The sequence below is a fragment of the Paenibacillus sp. FSL K6-1122 genome (assembly GCF_037977015.1).
GTDB classification, from domain to species: domain Bacteria; phylum Bacillota; class Bacilli; order Paenibacillales; family Paenibacillaceae; genus Paenibacillus; species Paenibacillus amylolyticus.
In genome coordinates this window covers 4,333,149-4,347,771 of sequence record NZ_CP150272.1, presented here as the reverse complement: position 1 = coordinate 4,347,771, position 14,623 = coordinate 4,333,149, and the positions used below count along the sequence as shown (strand labels likewise).

Annotated in this window: 12 protein-coding genes; 11 read left to right on the top strand and 1 reads right to left on the bottom strand. The window is 43.9% G+C overall.

Annotation, left to right across the window (positions count from 1 at the left end; all coding sequences use genetic code 11):
- Positions 1–145 precede the first annotated feature (145 nt).
- The 7 genes from NSQ20_RS19485 to NSQ20_RS19455 all read left to right on the top strand — a co-directional run bounded on the left by NSQ20_RS19485 (position 146) and on the right by NSQ20_RS19455 (position 8,304).
- Complete coding sequence (locus NSQ20_RS19485) at positions 146–952, top strand: helix-turn-helix transcriptional regulator (RefSeq protein ID WP_340029116.1); 807 nt, start codon at positions 146–148, stop codon at positions 950–952.
- A gap of 135 nt (positions 953–1,087) precedes the next feature.
- The gene (locus tag NSQ20_RS19480) at positions 1,088–2,044 is read left to right on the top strand and encodes an aldo/keto reductase (protein ID WP_340030640.1); all 957 of its coding nucleotides are present in this window, start codon (positions 1,088–1,090) and stop codon (positions 2,042–2,044) included.
- 138 nt (positions 2,045–2,182) lie between these two features.
- Entirely contained in the window at positions 2,183–2,779 is a 597-nt protein-coding gene (locus NSQ20_RS19475; RefSeq protein WP_076250084.1) for a cupin domain-containing protein, read from the top strand.
- 206 nt (positions 2,780–2,985) lie between these two features.
- Positions 2,986–3,666, top strand: coding sequence for a hypothetical protein (locus NSQ20_RS19470; RefSeq protein WP_340030638.1), 681 nt, complete (start codon positions 2,986–2,988; stop codon positions 3,664–3,666).
- 568 nt (positions 3,667–4,234) lie between these two features.
- Entirely contained in the window at positions 4,235–5,824 is a 1,590-nt protein-coding gene (locus NSQ20_RS19465; RefSeq protein ID WP_339194152.1) for a methyl-accepting chemotaxis protein, read from the top strand.
- A 24-nt stretch (positions 5,825–5,848) separates the two neighbouring features.
- Positions 5,849–6,274 (top strand): chemotaxis protein CheW, encoded by a 426-nt coding sequence (locus NSQ20_RS19460; protein ID WP_017687852.1) that lies wholly within the window; start codon positions 5,849–5,851, stop codon positions 6,272–6,274.
- 14 nt (positions 6,275–6,288) lie between these two features.
- The gene (locus tag NSQ20_RS19455) at positions 6,289–8,304 is read left to right on the top strand and encodes a chemotaxis protein CheA (RefSeq protein ID WP_340030637.1); all 2,016 of its coding nucleotides are present in this window, start codon (positions 6,289–6,291) and stop codon (positions 8,302–8,304) included.
- Between the two features lie 98 nt (positions 8,305–8,402).
- Here the strand turns inward: NSQ20_RS19455 and NSQ20_RS19450 are convergent, their stop codons facing one another.
- Positions 8,403–9,287 (bottom strand): LysR family transcriptional regulator, encoded by an 885-nt coding sequence (locus tag NSQ20_RS19450; RefSeq protein WP_036613457.1) that lies wholly within the window; start codon positions 9,285–9,287, stop codon positions 8,403–8,405.
- Positions 9,288–9,399: 112 nt separating this feature from the next.
- On the opposite strand from NSQ20_RS19450, the gene zwf reads away from it, so the two are divergent.
- From zwf to NSQ20_RS19430, 4 genes are all read left to right on the top strand, one after another.
- Positions 9,400–10,923 (top strand): glucose-6-phosphate dehydrogenase, encoded by a 1,524-nt coding sequence (gene zwf / locus NSQ20_RS19445; protein ID WP_036613459.1) that lies wholly within the window; start codon positions 9,400–9,402, stop codon positions 10,921–10,923.
- A gap of 36 nt (positions 10,924–10,959) precedes the next feature.
- The gene (gene fsa / locus NSQ20_RS19440; protein WP_036613461.1) at positions 10,960–11,625 is read left to right on the top strand and encodes a fructose-6-phosphate aldolase; all 666 of its coding nucleotides are present in this window, start codon (positions 10,960–10,962) and stop codon (positions 11,623–11,625) included.
- 60 nt (positions 11,626–11,685) lie between these two features.
- The gene (gene gndA / locus NSQ20_RS19435; RefSeq protein ID WP_036672842.1) at positions 11,686–13,104 is read left to right on the top strand and encodes an NADP-dependent phosphogluconate dehydrogenase; all 1,419 of its coding nucleotides are present in this window, start codon (positions 11,686–11,688) and stop codon (positions 13,102–13,104) included.
- Positions 13,105–13,350: 246 nt separating this feature from the next.
- Positions 13,351–14,454 carry a metallophosphoesterase gene (locus tag NSQ20_RS19430; RefSeq protein WP_340030636.1) on the top strand — a complete coding sequence of 368 codons (1,104 nt, stop codon included), beginning with the start codon at positions 13,351–13,353 and terminating at the stop codon, positions 14,452–14,454.
- The last annotated feature ends 169 nt before the right edge of the window (positions 14,455–14,623 follow it).

Below are 14,623 nucleotides of genomic sequence, written 5' to 3'. Positions count from 1 at the left end.
CTGCATCAATCGATGCTAAGCTACTTGTAAACCAAGTATTCTGCAGAACTAATAATAGATGAATTATATCAAAGTCATTCAGAGACTACCATTTTGGGATAGAGCCGAATAGGCTTGAATACTTTTATAAAAAGGAACGATGTCTATGGATACAAGTATGAGCCGTAACAAAAAACTGGGTGAGTTCTTGAAATCACGGAGAAGCCGCATTCAACCGGAACAGGTTGGATTGTCAGGATCTTATGGACAGCGAAGAACACCCGGTCTACGGCGGGAAGAAGTAGCGGTATTGGCTGGTGTCAGTGCGACGTATTACACGTGGCTCGAACAGGGTAGGGAGTTGGCGGCTTCACGAGAAGTGATGCAGAGTATAGCGGATGCGCTCCGTTTAACCCTGGAAGAGAAGAGTCATCTATTTGACTTATGGGACCCTAATACGGAACATGAATTCCTTGCTTCGTATTCGCAACTGGAGCCAGGGTGGCAGAGTATTATTGGCCAGTTGACTCATCCTTCCTTTATTACCAATGAACGTTCTGAGGTACTTGCCTGGAATGAAGCTGCAGACACGAACCTCTTCAACTTCTCGTCGATGAATGTGAATGAGCGTTTAATGATGCGGATTTTATTTCTGGATACAGCGCTCAGGGAGCGTATGCACAACTGGGAGGAATTCGCGCGGCACTCGGTAGCCGTATTCCGTACGTATTATGATAAGTATCCGAGTGACCCCGAATTCAGCAGAATCGTGAAACAATTGAGTGAAGAAAGTGTAGACTTCCGAACGATCTGGAACCTGCACCAAGTTGAATTCAAACAAGTCAATCGTGTCCTGCTTGAAACGACGGATCGGGCAGATGGCGTTGTGCATGCATACGATATCTTTTCCATGAATAATCTGAACAGCCAATCAGGCATTCATTGTTGTATTTACGTTCCTGTTGCCATATAGAAAGTTAATCAAACTGGTAATTTCTTTACTAGCATAAACAGAGTGTGGTTGGGGTCTCGGAAGTGAAATAGAATGAACTCAAGTTCATACGTATCTAGTTAACGTTTCTATTTCAAGATGAAAAGAGGGAGCCTCATGCTCAAAACAAGAACACTGGGAAATGATAAATTACGAATATCTGCGCTCGGCCTGGGTGTGATGATGATGCCGGATAATGACGAATCTGTACATACCATTCAGGGTGCGCTGGATGCAGGAGTCACCATGTTTGATACGGCGGATCTGTACGGAGCGTATGAAAAACAGCGATTTGGTGGGAATGAAAAACTGCTTGGACGCGCGCTTCAAGGTCGAAGATCCAAAGCAATCGTTGCCACCAAATTTGGTATAACACACACGCAGGGCCCCAAGGGAGATCCGGCCTACATCAAAAAATCAGTAGATGCAAGTCTCTACAACCTGGGAATGGATTATATCGATCTGTATTATCAACATCGTCCTGATCCGAATACACCCATTGAAGAGACCATAGGCACACTTGCCGATCTGGTTCAACAGGGGAAGATTCGATATATTGGTTTGTCCGAAGCGCCAGTGGAGATCATTCGGCGTGCAGATGCTGTTCATCCGATTACAGCATTGCAGACCGAATATTCATTATGGAGTCGAGAGCTTGAGGATGAGATTATGCCTGTCCTGCATGAATTGAACATTGGCTTGGTTCCATACAGCCCTTTGGGGCGGGGCTTCCTGACAGGTCAGATCCGTTCTATAGACGATCTGCCGGAAGATGATTATCGTCGTCACTATCCGCGTTTCCAAGGTGAGAACTTTCAGAAAAATCTGGAGGTTGTTGGATTGATCCAAGAGATGGCTAAGCAAAAAGGGTGTACGGTCTCTCAACTTGCTCTGGCTTGGTTGCTTGGAAAGGGAGAACATATCGTTCCGATCCCGGGGACTCGCAATCTGGAAAGAGTTCACGAGAACTTAGGGGCGCTACAGGTTTCGCTTACGGATGATGAGATGAACCAGATAGATCACATATCTCCCCAAGGCATTGCAGCCGGAGGCAGATTCCCTGGTCAAGTCTAGTTTGTTTATACAAGATTCTAAGAAACCTAAAGTTCAGGATTAAAAACAATATATAACATGTGTCAACGGTATTATCTTTCTATTCTCCGGCATACAGTACAACAATGAGATGTATGCCCAAGGAGGAGAAATGATCGTATGATGAATCCGATTTTACAAGCCCCGAATGTTCCGCTGGCAGCCGATTCCAATGCGGTTGTCAATTATCAGAGGGATTCACGCAACTATGTAACCCAGTTGTTTGGAGAACAGCTGCCGACCATTGCAAATGGGTTCTTCAACGTGTACTTAAGCAAAGGAATCATTGTGCAGCCACACTGGCACACCAATGTCACGGAGATGGTTGTGGTCATCACCGGTGAAATTACAGCGTCAGTCTTTAATCCGTTTACGCGTGAACGATTGACATATCGTCTGAAACCAGGTCAGGTTGTGGTATTTCCGAAAGGCTGGTTTCACTGGTTTGTCGCTGAGACAGATGATGTATATGTCTTAACAATCTTTGATCAACCAACGCCTGATATTGTGTTTGGAGCGGATTTCTTGGCAGCTACACCGCCGGAGGTGGCTCACCGCGCGTACTGTTTGGATGAAGAGGCATATACGAGAGCTGTTGCTTCCATTAAAAATGATGCGATTCTGGGCCCTCCAATAGGGTGTGATACGCAGGTTTCTGATCAATCGACTTCACCTTCCAAGACGTCCGTGTCACCATCCAATAAGCTGAAATCTTAAGTCAAGATTCCTTATTTATTATCAAAGTACACAGCCTGTAACTGGAGAATATCAGTTGCAGGCTTTTTGATGTGTCGATGTAATAATCGTATGAAGTCCATGGAGGGGTTGGTATTATATTAGAAAAAATTCAAAATGCCTGAGTCAGTGGGTTACGTTCTCTGTTAGTATAGTATGAACATCCAACAAAAACGGAGGACTCATGAATGAACATGTCAGAAATGAAAACGCTTGAAACTGCAATGAGTTATGCACCTATTTTGATGTTTGACAGAGCCGAACCCTTTTATCCTGATTTTGTTGGCATTTCTGTGTTGCATCAATCTGGGTCTTCACCATCGTTCAGAAGGGACATTAAGTTTCCGACCGAGGTAGTACAATATGTAATTGAATATGCAATCTGGTGGGATTATGAGATTGGACATCTGTATGAAATGGAGCATGTATGGGTTTATGTGGGTCATGACGGAGAGGTAGTAGACTGTGAAGCCAGCTTTCATGGGAAGGTGTTGCGCGGATTATTGAAGGAACGGGTCAATGTGGTTGGACATCATGTATGTCTGTACTCACAGCCTGGCAAACATGCTTTCTCACCACTTCCGGTTGTATTTGAGTTATTGCCAAACCTGTATAGTGCAGCAGGTGCCGAAGCTGGATGTGATGGGCTACTTGTGAATGAGTTGTTTCAAGATTATTTTGAAACGAATGAACAGATCGATGCTCAGGTGGAGCGTTATCTGCAGACCAAAGCGTTTGTACCTACCATGGAGTTCGAAGAATATTTACTAAAACCGGAGATGTTCATGACGTGGGATAATCTGTTTGGTATTATTCCGCACAGGATTAAGGATCGCTTAATTGAACTGGAGCAGTTATATAACACATAAGTAATTAGTTTTAAACGGGTTTTATGTTAATTTGAAGTGTATTTTTTCGCTTCAAAACCAAACTTTGTTGATTCGGGTTTGTTTTTTTTTTTTTTTTTTTTTTTTTTTTTTTGGGAAAATGGACTCAGTATAAGTAATCATTTATTAGACTTAGGTCTTGAAATGTTGAGTGTGTACAGAAAAAATACATAATTTTTTGTGTGGAAAATGATATTTGTTAGACGTAAGAACTATATAACTTCTTGTATAAATAAAAGAAGATCATGTCACATGAAATTTTGTATGGAGATGGATGTGTAATTCAATGCAGAATGTTGATTATACGTATATATGTAAATGTAAAAAGAAATTAAATAGGTAAAAAGTATAAATTATTTTAAAAAGAAGATTCTTTATATCTGAAATAAAAATTCATAATAGTGCAAATTTATAGAAATAAAAATCTCCTATTCAGTTTTAATATATTTATGTCGAAATAGATCGTAAGTTGTCTGGAGCGCGACCAGGAGAAGGGTTTACCAAGCGTTATATACATAACTGGACACTACGATGCCTAGGAGGAGATTACATGAAGTGGTTTGGAAATTTGAAAACAGCAACAAAGATTATCTCAGCGTTTTTAGTTGTGTCGATAATCCTTGCGGCGCTTGGCGTCTACTCTGTAGTAACATTGAGAAGTACGAATGAACGAATGCAAGAGATGTATAACAACAATCTAATCTCTGTCAAAGAATTATCATCTGCTCAGATTGATTATCAAAGAATGCGTGTGAACGTGCGTGATTTGAGCTTCGAAACCGTTGAAACCGAAAAAACTCGGATCACGGAGAACATCGCTTCGATCCGTCAGAGTGTGAATGATCGCCTGACCATCTATCGTCCGCTTGCAACAACCCCTGAAGAAATAGAGTTACTCCGTAATTTTGATGCGGAATATCCAGGATATTTAACAATGTTTGAACGAGCAACTAATCTGGCTGTCGCAGATGATCAAAGTGCCTTTAATACCTTCCTTAAATCTGAGCTTAAACCACAAGGAGACAGGATTGTAGAACTCCTTACCAATTTGATCGACCTTAATGAAAGTATGGCTGAACAGGCGAATATACAATCTCAGGCTGCCTATTCACAAGCATTTAAAGTAACGATAATTCTTGTGGTTCTGTCCGTACTCTTCAGTATTCTCATTGGATATATCATCTCTCGCTCCATTTCGAAGCCACTCATGGCCATGCTGGGTCTAGCTACAGAAGTTGCCAACGGAAATCTGACACTTAAGTCAGACATCTCCAGCAAAGATGAAGTGGGTCAACTAGCCGCGGCACTGAATCGGATGGTCGATAATCTGAAAGAGTTAATTAACAATATCGTGATGAACTCCCAAAGTGTTGCTGCTTCTTCGGAACAGATCTCAGCCAGCACACAGGAAATTGCGAGCACCAGCACAAGCCAATCCAGTGAGGCGGGAAATATCTCCGAATTGTTCAAGGAGCTTTCACTTGCCATTAACTCCGTCGCTGCAAGTGCGGAAGAAGCGGCTGAACTGTCCAACGATACGGTGAAGACTGCCCGTGAAGGTGGACTTGTTGTACAGACTTCATTGGAAGGTATGCAAGCTGTTAATACAAAAATGACCAAGCTTGAAGATGATTCTCGTAAAATCGGTGACATCATTGAAGTGATTGACGATATCGCTGAGCAGACCAATCTGCTCGCACTGAATGCTGCAATTGAAGCGGCACGTGCCGGAGAACAAGGACGAGGATTCGCTGTAGTAGCAGATGAAGTCCGGAAACTTGCCGAACGAAGTGGCGAGGCGACCAAAGAAATTACAGCCATCATCAAAGCAATGCAGGAAAATACGAGACAAAGTGTACAGGCTGTAGCAGCCAGTGTTGAGCAGTCTTCCATGACTGGACAGGCGTTTGATCAGATCATTGATATGGTCAATAACTCTTCACAGAAAGTAAACGAAATTGCTGCTGCATGTGAAGAAGAAGCAGCCCAAGCCGCAGAGGTGATGAGCTCTGTTGAATCCATCTCGGCTTCCAGTGAGGAATCCGCTGCAGCGTCTGAAGAGACAGCGGCAACATGCCAGTCTTTGGCACATCTTGCGGAAGAACTGGCGAATTCGGCAGCTGCCTTCAAAACAAATTAATAAAATTGGATTGAGGGTGAATCGATGTCTTCACTTCAGAAGGAACAATATATTGAACTGTCTGTAGGTGCAGAGACTTGCGCCATTCGAATCGAAGAAATTCACGAAATTATTAAAATGCTTAGCATTACAGATATTCCATTTAGCCGTCCAGAGATCAAAGGGGTAGTTAATCTGCGTGGCAAGGTTGTATGTGTGATGAGTCTGCGGAACCTGCTGGGTATGCCGGATGAACCGGACACCAGAGCAACGCGTATTATCGTAGTTCGACATCAGGAAGAATATATTGGCTTGATCGTGGATCGTGTGAACAAGGTAACCACATATTCCGAAATACATCCGCCAACCGGCGGATATGGTCGTAACCGTGAAGGTTTATTCCATGGTGTGGGTCAACAGGAAGACAAGCTTGTGGGCATTTTGAAACTGGACGAAATATTGGGCGGTTAGGGAGGAATACACGAATGATGGATTTGTCTGCCTACCGTGACATCTTTATCGAAGAACTGAATGATCAACTGGAACGTATGGATCAGTCTTTATTGGCATTGGAGCTTTCGCCATCTGTAGAACTGGTTCAGACGCTGTTTCGGGCAGCCCATACTATCAAGGGATCGGCATCCACAATGGATTTCCGTGAATTAAGCGACCTCACGCATGAAGTGGAGTATGCTCTTGAATGGGTCCGGGAGAAAAAACCGGAGATGACTTCGGAGCTAATTGATACGTTGTTCCGCTCTTTGGACGCCATGAAGGTACTTCGGGATCAGTACATTCGTGGGGAAGCCTATGCAGATTTTCGAGCAGTAGTAAGAGAAATAAAGGATTTAATTCAGACTCCGGCAGTAGTCGGAAAACTTATAATACCTCAATTGCAACCAGCAGAATCGATTATGGCACAGGTAGCTATTGTGTCAGGGAAGCAGTTATTGTCCGTTCATGTTGTGCTGGAGCAGAAGTGCATGATGAAAGCGGCCAGATATCATATTTTACGACAACGCATTGAGGACATCTGTGGTACGGTTGTCGCTACTTCGCTCATGGAGAGTCAGCCGGGCGCACAGAATGAAGATGATCATTATGGTCAGTTCATCATCATCGTAGCAACGTCGAATGACCAACAGCAGCTTAAGGCAGAGCTGTCTTCAGACTCGGATATTCATATGCTGGAGATTGATCCATATCTGCTGGAATCCAATGAGGTTGCAGCGACGTCTGCACCACTTGAATTAATCTCTGAAACAGAGCAAACGAAACAAAGCTTTCCTACCGTGAATACAACTGGGCCGGATGAGAAAGTGAAAGCTGCTCAACCTACAGTTCGTGTGAGTGTTGAACGTCTGGACCATTTGATGAATTTGGTCGGTGAACTGTTAATTGATCAGACATCCCTTGCAGATCTGAGTGGATCGGGTGCGCGTAAGGAGTCTTCAACACTCATCCGGAGTATTAGTGGTGTATCCGATCATATGGGCAGGGTAATCAAGGAACTCCAAGAAGGTGTAATGAAGACACGGATGTTACCCATTGATCAACTATTCAGTCGCTTCCCGAGATTGGTTCGTGACCTATCACAGAAGCTGGGTAAGGATCTGGAACTGGTTATTCAAGGTGGAGAGACTGAGCTTGACCGGATGATTATTGAAGAACTGAGTGACCCGCTGATCCATCTCATCCGCAACAGTGCAGATCATGGCATTGAAAGTGCAGAGATTCGGGCGGAGAACGGTAAGCCGTCCAAAGGACGTATTACATTAACTTCGTTTCATGAAGAAAATCATGTTGTCATTCGTTATTCGGATGATGGCAAAGGTATCGATGGTGAGAAGATTAAAGCTTCCGCCTTGGGCAAGGGCATCATTAGTGAGGAACAGGCTGCACGCCTAACAACACAGGAAGCTGTCCACCTCATATTTGAACCTGGCTTCTCGACGGCTTCTTCTGTCAGTGAAGTATCAGGACGCGGTGTTGGAATGGACATCGTGCGTAGTCAGATCGGGCGACTCAACGGCATCATTGATATTGATACGGAGGTTGGTGTGGGTACCACGTTTACGATTCGTCTACCGCTCACACTGGCGATTATTAAAGGTCTGTTAGTCAAAGTATCGGGTCGTGTTCTGATCTTGCCGATGTATAATGTTGCTGAGATTGTTCGAATTTCACCTGAGAATATTCAGATGATCCAGGGGCAACAAGCGATCCTGAATCATGGACGAATTGTACCTTTTCACCGACTGTGCGACAGGCTCAACTATCCACGAACAGACCGCAAATCCAAGACCATTCCACTGGTGATCGTGCGTTCCGTTGATAAAATTGCAGCTTACGCAGTAGATGAGATTATAGGAAATCAGGAAGTCGTTATTAAGACGCTCGGTACGTATCTGGGAGCGATGAACCATCTATCTGGAGCAACGATCCTCGGTAATGGTAAGGTTGCCCTTATATTGGACGCGTCCTATCTGGTGAGTCTTTAATCGTTAGATAAGCACAAATTTTTATACAGGCCAAAAAGCCTCATCATCCATAACTGGACGGTGGGGCTCTTTGTTGTACCTTTTGACATTGTGACCACTCAGGATTTGAAAATGAGATCCATAAACCGGTTGGCTGCCAGAGAGATCGGCATATTGCGTTTGGTCATAATCCCCACATGGGAAGGGGGGAGCGGGACATCAAGCTGAATTTCGAAGAGAGAACCTTCCTCCAGCTCTTTGGAGATAAATTCACGTGTGACATAGGAAATACCCAGTCCTCGACGCGCAAACTCAATCAACAGATCAACACTACCAACCTCAATCTCAGGTTTTAACGTGTAATTATAGCTGTTAAACAACTCAGTTATAGCCATCCGAACACGGCTGTTCCGGGAGAAGAGGATCAGTTGATGCTCCAGAAGCATCTCAAGTGTCATGATTTTACCCTTCAACTGAGCATAACGTTCCCCAGCTACAAAACAGTCCTTCAACTGAATACTTTCCCTGACTTCTAGCTGTGGATCAACAATGGGCATCCGAACAACACCAAGATCAATCTTGCCTTCTTTCAGAAAGGTGATGACTTCCGGCGTAGTTCCATGACTCAGATGTAGCTTGATATTAGGGTACAAGGTGTGAAATTCCTCTAGATACGCCAACATGTAATGCTTGAACAGGGAGTCACTGCCACCAATTCTCAATTCACCATTGTCGAGATTCTTCAGTGCGGCCATTTTTTCTTCTGCAAGTGAGATCAGAATCTGGGATTGTTCAATATAGGAGTATAGACTGGCACCTTCCTGTGTCAGCGCTACACCCTTGGAATTTCGATAAAACAAGGTAAGACCAAAGCTCTCTTCCAATTGCTTAATGGCATGACTGACGCTGGGTTGAGTGATATACAGTGCTTTCGCAGCCTGTGTCAAACTTCCCGTTTTGGCGGCCCAATAAAAGACTTTATATAGTTCGTAATTTGTAGTCATAGATGTGGTCTATAGCTCCTGTGAAATATATTAATTACTTGTATGGCTATAAAACGTATTATAGTGTAACTACAACAAAGAAACCAGAGTTACTTGGAAGGAGAACGGTAAGATGGAACCAACTACCATTGTTTTATTTGGTGCAACTGGCGATTTAGCCAAAAGAAAAATATATCCTGCCTTATATAACTTATATCTTGAGCAGAAGCTTCCTGAAACCTTCTCATTGATTGGTCTGGGGCGTAGAGATTGGTCTGATGAATTCTTTCAGGCACAAGTGGAAAAATCATTAAATGAATTTTCCAGACGCCAAGCTGATCCTGAAGTTGTGAAGTCATTTGTGAAAGCTTTCCGCTACAGTGTATTGAATATAAGCCATAAGGAAGATTATATAAAGCTGTTGGGATTAGTTGAACAAAGAGAAGCTGAACTTGGCATTCCGTCCAATCGCTTGTTTTATCTCTCGGTTGGTCCGGAATTTTTTGAACCGATTGCCGAGAACATTCAAGAAAGTGGACTGGGTTCCACAGAGGGATGGAAACGCCTCGTTATCGAGAAGCCATTTGGTCACGATCTACAGTCTGCGAGAGACCTTAATCGCAAATTAAGCGAATCGTTCACGGAGGAAGAGATTTATCGGATTGACCACTATTTGGGCAAACCGATGGTACAGCGTCTGGAGACGTTGCATCAGAGTAACCCAATCATGAAGGCGTTATGGAACAACCGTTACATCTCCAATGTGCAAATTACGGCGAATGAGACTGTAGGTGTCGAAGAACGTGCATCCTATTATGATCATGTTGGTGCAGTGCGAGACATGTTCCAGAATCATATGTTGCAATTGCTCATGATGATGGCGATCCAGCTTCCATACAACAGTACTTCCGAAAAAGTTGGATTGAAGAAAAAACACATTATGGAATCGATCCAGCCGTTACAAAAACAAACTGTGGGCGCAAACATCATCCGTGGACAGTATGCAGAAGGCAACATTCAAGGTAAACCGGTAAATGCGTATACTGCTGAACCGGGTGTAGCCGAGAATACGATGAATGACACATTCATTGCTGCCAAATTGCAAATTGATGATTTCTTCTGGCGTGGTGTTCCGTTTTACATTCGCACGGGTAAAAGAATGAAGGAGAAATCAACACGTATCGTGATTGAATTCAAAGAACCTTCAGGACAGACTAATGTGCTGAAAAACAAGGGTTCCAAGCCAAACCTGCTTGTCATTGAGATGAGTCCGGATCAGAGCATGACATTGCAACTGAATGCAAGTGATCCTGAGAATAAAGGTGAATTCAAGCCGGTTCATATTGATCTTTCTCCGGACAAAGGTGACCTTGCGGAAGCTTATGAGAATCTGATTCGTGATGCTTTGCTGGGTGATCCAACCTTCTTTGCCCACTGGGATGAAGTAGAATTGTCATGGGCATGGGTGCAGCCAATTCTGGATGCATTCCAGGAAAATCTGTTGCCACTTCACCTGTATCCTGCGGGTAGCTATGGACCGGTTGAATCAGATGTTATGCTTGAAGAAGAAGGTCACCACTGGTGGTTTGATGAGCCGGCGGATCAGGAGTCTGTAGTTACAAATAGCATACCCTTGGCGGTTAATGCGAATCTCTAAACCAAAATAAAAAATATATCTGGAGGTAATTTAATCATGAAATTTTTTATCGATACAGCTAACGTGGAAGATATCCAAAAAGCATACAAAATCGGCGTATTGTCTGGCGTAACAACAAACCCATCTTTGGTAGCCAAAGAAGGCGTGAAATTCGAAGATCGTATTGAAGAAATCTTGCGTTTGGTACCTGAAGTGGAGTCCGTTTCTGCGGAAGTGACACCAGATGCCCTTACTGCTGAAGAAATGATCGCGCAAGCAGACGAGTTGATCAAAATTAACAACAGCGACAAAAACATCACGATCAAATTGCCGATGACACTAGCAGGACTTGAAGCTTGCCGTTACTTGACCAAAAAAGGTGTGAAAACCAACGTAACGTTGATCTTCACTGTGAACCAGGCGCTTCTGGCTGCTCGTGCTGGTGCGACATATGTATCCCCATTCCTGGGACGTCTTGATGATATCTCTGAGGATGGCGTACAATTGGTTACCAAAATTGCTGAATTGTTCCGTACACATAACCTGGATGCACAGATTATTGCGGCTTCTGTAAGACATCCGGATCACGTTACACGTGTAGCGATGGCTGGAGCACATATTGCTACTGTTCCATTCTCCGTCATTGAACAGATCTCCAAACACCCGCTGACAGATCAAGGTATGGACAAATTTGCAGCTGACTGGAAAAAAACAGTACAATAATCTATAACCATTCATTCGTTTCAACTTACTATATAAATAATGGAGTATTGGGAGGACATAATGAGTAAACAACAGATTGGTGTTATTGGATTGGCAGTAATGGGTAAAAACCTGGCTTTGAATATTGAAAGCAAAGGTTTCTCGGTATCGGTATTTAACCGTTCCCCGGAGAAAACGAACGATCTTCTGAAAGAAGCAGAAGGTAAAAACCTGACAGGTGCGTTCACTATTGAAGAATTCGTGGAATCCCTGGAGTCTCCGCGTAAAATTCTGATCATGGTGCAAGCAGGTAAAGCAACAGATGCAACGATCGAGCAACTGCTTCCTCATCTGGATCAAGGCGACATTATTATCGATGGAGGTAATGCTTACTTCCCTGACACACAACGTCGCAGTAAAGAACTGGAAGAAAAAGGTTTCCGCTTCATCGGAGCAGGTGTATCCGGTGGTGAAGAAGGCGCACTGAAAGGCCCGGCAATCATGCCAGGCGGTCAGGAAAGTGCTTATCAGTTGGTAGAACCGATCCTTACAGCGATCTCTGCCAAAGTTGGCGATGACGCTTGCAGCACATATATCGGACCAGACGGTGCCGGACACTATGTGAAAATGGTGCATAACGGTATCGAGTACGGAGATATGCAGTTGATTGGTGAAGCTTATCACTTGCTCAAATCCGTATTGAACGTTTCCGTTGAAGAGCTGCATGAGATCTTCACCGAGTGGAATCAAGGGGAGCTGGACAGCTACCTGATCGAAATCACGGCAGATATTTTCTCCAAATACGATCCAGAAACAGGCAAACCAATGGTTGACGTTATTCTGGACGCGGCTGGACAAAAAGGAACAGGTAAATGGACAAGCCAAAGTGCGCTGGATCTCGGCGTTCCATTGTCCATGATTACGGAATCCGTATTCTCCCGTTTCCTCTCTGCGATGAAGGACGAGCGTGTAGCAGCTAGCAAAATCCTGAATGGACCAGCGACTGAAGCGTTCTCCGGCGACAAAAAAGCGTTCATCGAGAACGTGCGTAAAGCATTGTTTGCAAGTAAAATCGTATCCTATGCACAAGGATTTGCACAAATGCGTGCAGCTTCCGATGAATACGGCTGGGATCTGAAATACGGTAACATTGCCATGATCTTCCGTGGTGGTTGCATCATCCGTTCGCAGTTCTTGCAAAACATTAAAGAAGCATATGACAAAGATGCAGAACTCAAAAACCTGCTCTTGGATCCTTACTTCCAAAACATCGTTGAATCTTATCAAGGTGCATGGCGTGAAGTTATAGCGGCTGCTGTAAAACAAGGTATTCCAGTACCTGGATTCTCCAGCGCACTGTCTTACTACGACAGCTACCGTACAGAGCGTTTGCCAGCAAACTTGCTGCAAGCTCAACGTGACTACTTCGGTGCTCACACATTCAAACGTGTGGACAAAGAAGGTTCATTCCACTTCCAGTGGATGGACACAAACGAGTAATTTTAGTTCCGAAAATATAGCATTCCTGCAGTTGCCCTTGAATTTAGCTATTCAGGGCGGCAGCGGGAATGCTTTTTCTCGTTAATGGTTCGAATTTGAATATCATCAAATTGTAATAAAATGTACGAATCTGGGTTTGGCAAACAGATGAACTGACCCTTCAACTACGTTATACTTGTTCAGACGGACTTGTGTCTGTGATGAAAATTCAGAATACAACTTATTGACGTGGAGGTTAGACCGGGCATGTTTGTATTAGCAGGTATATTGTTTTTGGTCGTATACGGTTTATTAGTGTTCTACATAGGTTGGAGCGGTTGGAGTTGGATGAAACCAGTTGTGTCCGCCAGATTTCGATGGTTCTATATTATAGCGCTTGTATTCCTTGCCGTTTCCTTCATTTTGGCACGATTATTTGGAAGCATTTCGTTCCTTGGTATCATCGGTTCTTACTGGCTGGCAATCTTCTCGTTGTTATTGTTGATCCTGCCCGTCGTTCACCTCACGATGTGGTTGCTGAGATTAACCCGTATTCCAAGACATCACACACAGAAATGGGCGGGAGTTGTTACGCTGGTGCTGTTAGTGTCCACATTGGGTTACGGAATTTTCAACGCTTACAGCCCTGTAGTCAGAATATATAATATCCAGATTGATAAAAAAGTAGAAGGTGTAGACAAGCTCAACATTGTCATGGCTGCCGATATGCACTTCGGACTTCTATCTGGCCCTGCACATGCCAAACGCATGGTGGAGGAAATTAATGCACTGAAGCCGGATCTGGTGCTGTATCCTGGAGATATTATTGATGACAATCTGGATATGTACCTCAATAGCGGAATTGCCGATATTATCAGTGACATTCAGGCTCCATACGGCGTCTATGCTTCACTCGGTAATCACGATAAGTTCGATGGTCCGATTGAAGATCTGATTGCTGCGCTGGAGAAGAGCAACATGCAAGTTTTGTACGATGACAAGATTGTCCTGGATGACAAGATCACCCTCATTGGACGGAAAGATCGTACAGAGAAGGATCGTGCAGAAGTAGCTACTTTAATGCAAGGTACTGACTTGAGCCAACCTGTACTTATGATGGATCACCAGCCGTATGATCTGGATATTGCGGAGCAGAACAATGTAGATCTGGTCGTATCCGGTCACACCCACCGTGGACAGATTGCCCCGGCTCAGTTCATTACACAAGCGATCTACGAGAATGATTGGGGTTATCTGCAAAAGGGCTCCATGCACTCCATCGTAACGTCAGGATTTGGATTCTGGGGACCTCCAATTCGTACTAGTAGTCGTTCGGAGATTGTACAGATTAATGTGACCTTCCAGCAATGATGAAAGGCCTTCGAGAGAAGGGCTCCTTATAAGCACGTCAAGCATAGATTGATGATACTGGCTCCGCTGTATGATGACAAGCTCAAATCGACTGTCGTCATAACGCGGAGTATTTCTTATGCAAATTTAGATGAATGCTGATTGATTAAGGAGTTTATATTAACATAAG

Coding starts and splice junctions, on each gene's coding strand:
- NSQ20_RS19455 (WP_340030637.1), top strand. CDS start 6,289: ATGATGGATTTGTCTGCCTACCGTGACATCTTTATCGAAGAACTGAAT.
- gndA (WP_036672842.1), top strand. CDS start 11,686: ATGAGTAAACAACAGATTGGTGTTATTGGATTGGCAGTAATGGGTAAA.
- NSQ20_RS19485 (WP_340029116.1), top strand. CDS start 146: ATGGATACAAGTATGAGCCGTAACAAAAAACTGGGTGAGTTCTTGAAA.
- fsa (WP_036613461.1), top strand. CDS start 10,960: ATGAAATTTTTTATCGATACAGCTAACGTGGAAGATATCCAAAAAGCA.
- NSQ20_RS19480 (WP_340030640.1), top strand. CDS start 1,088: ATGCTCAAAACAAGAACACTGGGAAATGATAAATTACGAATATCTGCG.
- zwf (WP_036613459.1), top strand. CDS start 9,400: ATGGAACCAACTACCATTGTTTTATTTGGTGCAACTGGCGATTTAGCC.
- NSQ20_RS19470 (WP_340030638.1), top strand. CDS start 2,986: ATGAACATGTCAGAAATGAAAACGCTTGAAACTGCAATGAGTTATGCA.
- NSQ20_RS19475 (WP_076250084.1), top strand. CDS start 2,183: ATGATGAATCCGATTTTACAAGCCCCGAATGTTCCGCTGGCAGCCGAT.
- NSQ20_RS19460 (WP_017687852.1), top strand. CDS start 5,849: ATGTCTTCACTTCAGAAGGAACAATATATTGAACTGTCTGTAGGTGCA.
- NSQ20_RS19465 (WP_339194152.1), top strand. CDS start 4,235: ATGAAGTGGTTTGGAAATTTGAAAACAGCAACAAAGATTATCTCAGCG.
- NSQ20_RS19430 (WP_340030636.1), top strand. CDS start 13,351: ATGTTTGTATTAGCAGGTATATTGTTTTTGGTCGTATACGGTTTATTA.
- NSQ20_RS19450 (WP_036613457.1), bottom strand. CDS start 9,287: ATGACTACAAATTACGAACTATATAAAGTCTTTTATTGGGCCGCCAAA.